The organism is Aquabacterium sp. A08, assembly GCF_011742065.1.
This window is the reverse complement of the sequence record NZ_JAAQQT010000526.1, coordinates 1-6,913: the sequence shown is the minus strand read 5'-3', so window position 1 is coordinate 6,913 and position 6,913 is coordinate 1. Positions and strand designations below refer to the sequence as shown.

At 72.4% G+C, this 6,913-nt stretch carries 7 protein-coding genes; 6 read left to right on the top strand and 1 reads right to left on the bottom strand.

The features are described from left to right. Positions 1–1,082 (top strand): HD-GYP domain-containing protein (locus tag HA630_RS03910; RefSeq protein WP_166832492.1); only part of this gene is annotated, 1,082 nt, incomplete at its 5' end. Between the two features lie 124 nt (positions 1,083–1,206). Further along, positions 1,207–2,037 (top strand): urease accessory protein UreD, encoded by an 831-nt coding sequence (locus HA630_RS03905; protein WP_166832491.1) that lies wholly within the window; start codon positions 1,207–1,209, stop codon positions 2,035–2,037. Between the two features lie 7 nt (positions 2,038–2,044). Here HA630_RS03905 and HA630_RS03900 read toward each other — a convergent pair whose 3' ends face one another. Further along, on the bottom strand, positions 2,045–4,879 hold the full coding sequence (locus HA630_RS03900) for a response regulator (protein ID WP_166832490.1): 2,835 nt from the start codon (positions 4,877–4,879) through the stop codon (positions 2,045–2,047). A gap of 226 nt (positions 4,880–5,105) precedes the next feature. Here HA630_RS03900 and HA630_RS03895 point away from each other — a divergent pair, with 226 nt between their 5' ends. The 4 genes from HA630_RS03895 to HA630_RS03880 all read left to right on the top strand — a co-directional run. Then, entirely contained in the window at positions 5,106–5,408 is a 303-nt protein-coding gene (locus HA630_RS03895) for an urease subunit gamma (protein ID WP_166832489.1), read from the top strand. 34 nt (positions 5,409–5,442) lie between these two features. Beyond that, a complete protein-coding gene (locus HA630_RS03890) occupies positions 5,443–5,643 on the top strand; it encodes a hypothetical protein (RefSeq protein WP_166832488.1) in 201 nt (66 codons plus the stop codon). A gap of 24 nt (positions 5,644–5,667) precedes the next feature. Further along, positions 5,668–5,973: an urease subunit beta gene (locus HA630_RS03885; protein WP_166832486.1), complete on the top strand. Its 306-nt coding sequence runs from the start codon at positions 5,668–5,670 to the stop codon at positions 5,971–5,973. Beyond that, positions 5,973–6,913, top strand: a 941-nt coding sequence (locus HA630_RS03880; protein ID WP_166832485.1) for an urease subunit alpha, incomplete at its 3' end; no start/stop codon positions are given. The genes HA630_RS03885 and HA630_RS03880, both read left to right, overlap by 1 nt.

The following is a 6,913-nucleotide window of genomic DNA, read 5'->3' as shown; positions in this document are numbered from 1 at the left end:
CCACCGCCACGGTCATGGTCGTGGACGACACGCCGCAAAACCTGGCCCTGATGTCCGAACTGCTGCGCCACCAGTACCGGGTGGTGGTGGCCAACAGCGGCGAACGCGCGCTCAAGCTGCTGCAAAGCGGCCCGCCGCCCGACCTGATCCTGCTCGACATCATGATGCCCGGCCTGGACGGCTACGAGGTGCTGCGGCGCATCATGGCCGACCCGGCCAGCGCCCGCATCCCGGTCATCTTCCTCACGGCCAAGGCCGAGGTCGACGACGAAACCCGGGGCCTGGCGCTGGGCGCGGTGGACTACATCACCAAACCCATCAGCCCGCCCATCGTGCTGGCCCGGGTGCGCACCCACCTGGCGCTCAAGGCCTCGGCCGACTTCCTGCGCGACCAGGCCGACTACCTGGCGGCCGAGGTGGCGCGCCGCACCCGCCAGGTCGAGGCGGTGCAGGACGTGACCGTGCTGGCCCTGTCGTCCATGGCCGAAACCCGCGACGACGAGACCGGCAACCACATCCTGCGCACCCAGCGCTACGTCAAGTGCCTGGCCGAGCAGCTGCGCGACCACCCGCGCTTTCGCGCCACCCTCACGCCCGACTACATCCAACTGCTCTACAAATCGGCGCCGCTGCACGACATCGGCAAAGTGGGCATCCCCGACCACATCCTGCTCAAACCGGCGCGGCTCACGCCCGAGGAGTTCGAGGTGATGAAGACCCACACCACCATCGGCCACAACGCCATCGCGCGGGCCGAGCGGGCCCTGGGCACCGAGCTGGAATTCCTGCGTCCGGCCAAGGAAATCGCCCTGTCGCACCAGGAAAAATGGGACGGCTCGGGCTACCCCCAAGGCCTGGCGGGCGAGGCCATCCCGCTGTCGGCGCGGCTCATGGCGCTGGCCGACGTCTACGACGCGCTCATCAGCAAGCGGGTGTACAAGCCGGCGTTCCCGCACGAACAGGCCCTGGCCATCATCCAGGAGGGCCGGGGCAGCCACTTCGACCCGGACGTGGTCGACGCCTTCCTGCAGGTGCACGAGCGCTTCCGCGGCATCGCCCAGAGCTTCGCCGACGGCGACTGACGCGGCCACCGGGCCACCGGGCCACGACGGCGCGCACGCCCCTGGCCCCGCTCTTGCTTGGGTCGGGAACCGCCCCCACGCGCCCGGCCCCGGCCCGGTGCCGGGCCCACGCCCCCACCGCCCCATGCCCTGGCACGCCTCCCTGGACCTCACCTACCGCCGCCACGGCGACCGCTGTGTCGCCCACCACCGCCACGACGGACCGCTGCGCCTGTTCCACAGCCTCTACCCGGAAGGGCCCGGCCTGTGCCACAACGTCATCGTCCACCCCCCGGGGGGGCTGGTGCAGGGCGACACGCTGGACATTGCGGTGCGCGCCGAGGCCGGCAGCCACGGCCTGGTCTCCACCCCCGGGGCGACGCGCTTTTACCGCTCGCAAGGCGAAGCCGCCACCCAGCGCGTGCGGCTGACCCTGGACGCCGGCGCCCGGCTGGAGTGGCTGCCGCTGGAGACGATCGCCTACCCCGGCTGCCACGGCCACAACCGGCTGGACGCCACGCTGGCCCCGGGCGCCGAGCTGCTGGCCTGGGACGTGACCGCGCTGGGCCTGCCGGCGTCGGGCCAGGCCTTTGACCACGGCCGCCTGCACCAGCACATGGCCCTGGCCGGCCTGTGGCTGGAGCAGGGCCTGCTGGACGGCCGCGACACCCGCCTGCTGGACGGCCCGCTGGGCCTGGCCGGCCAGCGCTGCTTGGGCACGCTGGTGCTGGCCAGCGGGAGCGCCTGGGACCGGGCGCGCCGCGAGCGGCTGCTGGACGCGGTGCGCGCCCTGCTGCCCGAGACCTTGCAGCCGCTGGCCGCCGGCGTCACCTGTCCCAACCCGCAGACGCTGGTGCTGCGTGCCCTGGCGCCGCTGGTGGAGCCGCTGATGCGGCTGTTCCAGCGGGTCTGGGCGGTGCTGCGGCACGAGGCCTGGCAGTTGGGCCAGACACCGCCGCGCATCTGGCAGGTCTGAACCGCGTTCAGCCCGGGGTCGGCCCCGGGAAAAACCGCGCCAGCGTGGCGTACAGCCGCTGCGGGTCGATCGGTTTGGTCAGGTGCTCGTTCATGCCCAGCGCGGCGCAGCGTTCCACCTCCTCGGTCAGGGCGTGGGCGGTCATGGCGACGATGGGCAGGGTGTCGAAGCGGGGCTGGGCGCGCAGCCGCTGCACCGCGGTGTAACCGTCCATCACCGGCATCTGCAGGTCCATCAGCACCAGGTGGTAGTGGCGCGGCCCCACCTTGGCCAGGCGGTCCAGCGCCTGCTGGCCGTCGCCGGCCAGGTCCACCGCCACGCCGCGCGCCTGCAACAGCTTGCGCGCCAGCATCTGGTTGACGGCGTTGTCCTCCACCAGCAGCACGCGCATGCCGTCCAGGCGGGCGGCGTCGGGCTCGGTCGGCGCCGCAGCGCGCGGGGCCGGCGCCGGGCGGCACAGGGCGCGCAGGTGTTCGGGCAGCACCGGCTTGCTCAGCACCCGGCTCGCCCCCAGGCGGGTGGCCACCGCCTGCAGGCCCGCGGCGTCGTGGGCCGACACCACCACCACCCGCCCGATGGCCCCCGCCGCCGGCCCCGCCTGCCATCGCGCCAGCAGCACCTCGCCGTCCATGCCGGGCATCACCCAATCGACAAAAGCCAGGTCGTAACGCGCGCCCGCGTCGAGCCGGGCCAGCGCCTCGTCGCCGCTGTGCACCACGTCCACCTCGGCGTCCAGGCTGCGCAGCAGGTGGGCCAGGGCCTGGGCGGCCAGGGGGTTGTCGTCCACCACCAGGCAGCGCCCGCCCGGGGGCAGGGCGGTCTGGGTCGCGGCGTCGGCATCGGCCGGCGGCAGGGCCAGGGTCAGGTCGAAGCGGCTGCCCACCCCGGCCTCGCTCTGCACCACCAGGTCGCCGCCCATCAGCCGGGCCAGCCGCCGGGCAATCGCCAGGCCCAGGCCGGTGCCGCCGAAGCGGCGGGTGGTCGAGCCGTCGGCCTGGGTGAACTCCTGGAACAGCCGCGCCCGCTGCGCCGGGTCCATGCCGATGCCGGTGTCCTCCACCGCAAACGCCAGACCCACCGGGGTCACCCCGGGCGGGGTCTGCACCTCGACCGTCAACCGCACCGTGCCGCGGGCGGTGAACTTGACGGCGTTGGACAGCAGGTTGGTCAGCACCTGGCCGAGGCGCAGGGCGTCGCCCATGAAGGTGCCCTGCGCGCCCAGCAGGCGGGCGCTGCGCAGGTCCAGCACCAGGTCCAGCCCCTTGGCCGCGGCCTGCGGCCGCACCATCAGCAGGGCGCTGGCCAGCACGTCCTCCAGCCGCAGCGGCGCGCACTCCAGCTCCAGCTTGCCGGCCTCCACCTTGGAGAAGTCCAGGATGTCGTTGACGATGCCCAGCAGCAGCGTGCCCGCGTCGTGGATGTGCTGCACGTACTCGCGCTGCTCCTCGCTCAGGTCGGTGCGCAGCGCCAGGTAGGCCATGCCGATGATGGCGTTCATCGGGGTGCGGATCTCGTGGCTCATGTTGGCCAGGAACAGGCTCTTGGCCTGGTTGGCCTGCACCAGCGCGCGCTGGGTCTGCTGCAGGTCGGCCACCGCCTGGTTCAGGCCCCGCTGCAGTTCCTGCAGGCTGCCCACGTAGTGGCCGGTCATGCGCGCCTCGAAGTCGCCCCGGGCCACCGCCTGCACCGTGCGGTTGGCCTGGTCCAGGGCCTCGGCCAGGGTCTGCATCAGGGCGTTGAACGAGGCCTTGACCTCCCCGATCTCGTCCTGGCGGGTCACCACCAGGGCTTCGCCGAAGCGCTGGCGCGCCATGGCATGGCGGATGCGCTCGGTCATGGTGCGCAACGGCGCCACCACGCGCCGGCCAACAAAGCCGATCAGCACCCCGGCCATCAGCAGCAGCAACAGCACGATGCCCAGCACCACCCAGGCCAGGTTGCGGCCAAAGTCGGCGATGTCGGCCTCGATCGGCCGGGGGTCGAGCAGCAGGAACTGGCGGCCGATGCGCACCTGGGCCTCGTCGCGCACCTCGCGCACCACCACCAGCCGGTTGTCCACGATGCCCGGCTCGGACCGTGCGGTGACGGCGGCCCAGTGGCGCGCCAGCCAGGCGGCGTCGGCGGCCTCGAACCACTCGGCGTGGGCCAGCCGGTGGCCGGGCTGCAGCACCGGGTTGGCGGCGAAGCTGGCCGGCAGCTGGCCGCCGTGGCGCTCGGCCAGCGCGGCCTCGTCCACCACCATGAGCCAGTCCACCCGCTCGTCCTTGAGCGCCCGCACCACCGAGCCCACGCCCTGGGTCACCGACACGAGCCCGAGCAGGCGCTCGCCGTCGAGCACCGGCGCGAAACCGATCACCCCCAGCCCGGCGTTGCCCACGCCAAAGCTGGCCTGGCTCAGGCGCTGCGCGGCCACCGCCGCCGCCAGCGGGTGCGGGGCCTTGCCGCCGCTGTAGCCGGGGTCCCACGAACGCGCCAGAATGGTGCGTTCGGCGTCGATGACCTGGGCCCGCACCCCGCGGTAGTCGGTGATGGCGGCGTAGTCGTCGCGGATGTCGCCGATCGCCGCCAGCAGCGGCGCCCGGTCGCGCTGGCGCAGGCCGGTGCGCACGCGCGGGTCGCGCGCCAGCGCGGCGGCCATGGAGACGACCGAATCCTCCTTGGCGCGCAGGCGTTGCTCCAGCGCCAGCACGGCCAGATCGGCGGCGATCTGGTAGCGGTGCTGGCGCTCAGGCACCATGACGGTGCGGTAGAGCGCCCAGACCACCCCCAGCACGCCGACCAGGGTGATGGCCGCGACCTGCAGGAGCATCGCGGCGTGAAGGCTTTTGGGCTGGGGCGTCATGGCGGTTCGCCGCGGGGCGGCGGCACGGCGTGGAGGGCAAGGGGGCAGATGCCACATTATCGGCCCAGGCCCCAGGCCGCCGCCGGGCAGCGCCGGTGGGTGGTGCCGCCGGGCCACCCCAGACTGGGGCATGCGGGCGGCGTCCCTGGCCCCGGCACCACGCCATGCACCCCAAACGTGCACACCGAGGGCGCACCCTGGGCACGCCTCTTGCTGAATGGCGGGCATGGAACTCTCCCCCCGCGACAAGGACAAGCTGCTGATCTTCACCGCCGCGCTGCTGGCCGAGCGCCGCCGCGCCCGCGGGCTCAAACTCAACTACCCCGAAGCCGTGGCGCTGATCAGCGCCGCCGTGATGGAAGGTGCGCGCGACGGCAAGACCGTGGCCGCCCTGATGAGCGAAGGCCGCACCGTGCTGAGCCGCGCCGACGTGATGGAGGGCGTGGCCGAACTGATCGCCGACATCCAGGTCGAGGCCACCTTCCCGGACGGCACCAAGCTCGTCACCGTGCACCAGCCCATCGTTTGAGCCCCACCGCTCCGTGCCCCCACCAGGACTCCCCATGCGCCCCTCGATCCCGCCCCGTCTCCAGTCCCTGACCCGCTCCACCTGCATTGGCCTGTCCGCCGCTCTGCTGGCCGGCACCGGCCACGCCCACGACGGCCACGGCCTGTTCGGCGCGCACTGGCACGCCACCGACACGCTCGGCTTCGTCGCGCTGGCGCTGGCGGTGGGCGCGGCCCTCTGGCTGTCGCGCAAGTAAAGCCCACGCCTCGAAAGGCCGCACATGACCCCCGGCGAACTCCTCATCGACCCCGGCGAACACACGCTCAACCCGGGCCGCCGCACCGCCACGCTGGTGGTGGTCAACACCGCCGAGCGGCCGATCCAGGTCGGCTCGCACTACCACTTTGCCGAAACCAACGCCGCCCTGTCTTTCGACCGCGCCGTTGCCCGTGGCATGCGGCTCAACATCGCCAGCGGCACCGCCGTGCGCTTCGAGCCCGGCCAGCAGCGCACGGTCGAGTTGGTGGACTACGCCGGCGATCGCGCCGTGTACGGTTTCCGTGGTTTGGTGCAAGGAGCGTTGTGATGGCCAGCATCTCCCGCAGCGCTTACGCCGACATGTTCGGCCCCACCGTGGGCGACCGCGTGCGCCTGGCCGACACGGCCCTGGTCATCGAGGTCGAGCGCGACTGCACCCTGCAGGCCGGTGGCTACGGCGAAGAGGTCAAATTCGGCGGCGGCAAAACCATCCGCGACGGCATGGGCCAGGGCCAGCGCAGCCGGGCCCAGGGCGCGGTCGATCTGGTCGTCACCAACGCCCTCATCGTGGACCACTGGGGCATCGTCAAGGCCGACATCGGCGTCAAGGACAGCCGCATCGTGGGCATTGGCAAGGCCGGCAACCCCGACGTGCAGCCGGGCGTGGACATCGTCATCGGCCCGGGCACCGAAATCCTGGCCGGCGAAGGCATGATCGTCACCGCCGGCGGCCACGACAGCCACATCCACTTCATCTGCCCACAGCAAATCGAAGAAGCCCTCATGTCGGGCATCACCACCATGACCGGCGGCGGCACCGGCCCGGCCACCGGCACCAACGCCACCACCTGCACCAGCGGCCCCTGGTACATGGAACGCATGCTGCAGGCCGCCGACGCCTTCCCGATGAACCTGGGCTTCCTGGGCAAGGGCAACGCCAGCCAGCCGCAGGGGCTGATGGAGCAGATCGAGGCCGGCGCCATCGGCATGAAGCTGCACGAGGACTGGGGCACCACCCCGGCCGCCATCGACGCCTGCCTGGACGTGGCCGAGCGCACCGACACCCAGGTCGCCATCCACACCGACACGCTCAACGAATCAGGCTTTGTGGAAGACTCCATCGCCGCCTTCAAGGGCCGCACCATCCACACCTTCCACTGCGAAGGCGCGGGCGGCGGCCACGCGCCCGACATCCTGAAGGTGGTGGGCGAAGCCAACGTGCTGCCCTCCTCCACCAACCCCACGCGCCCCTACACCGTCAACACGCT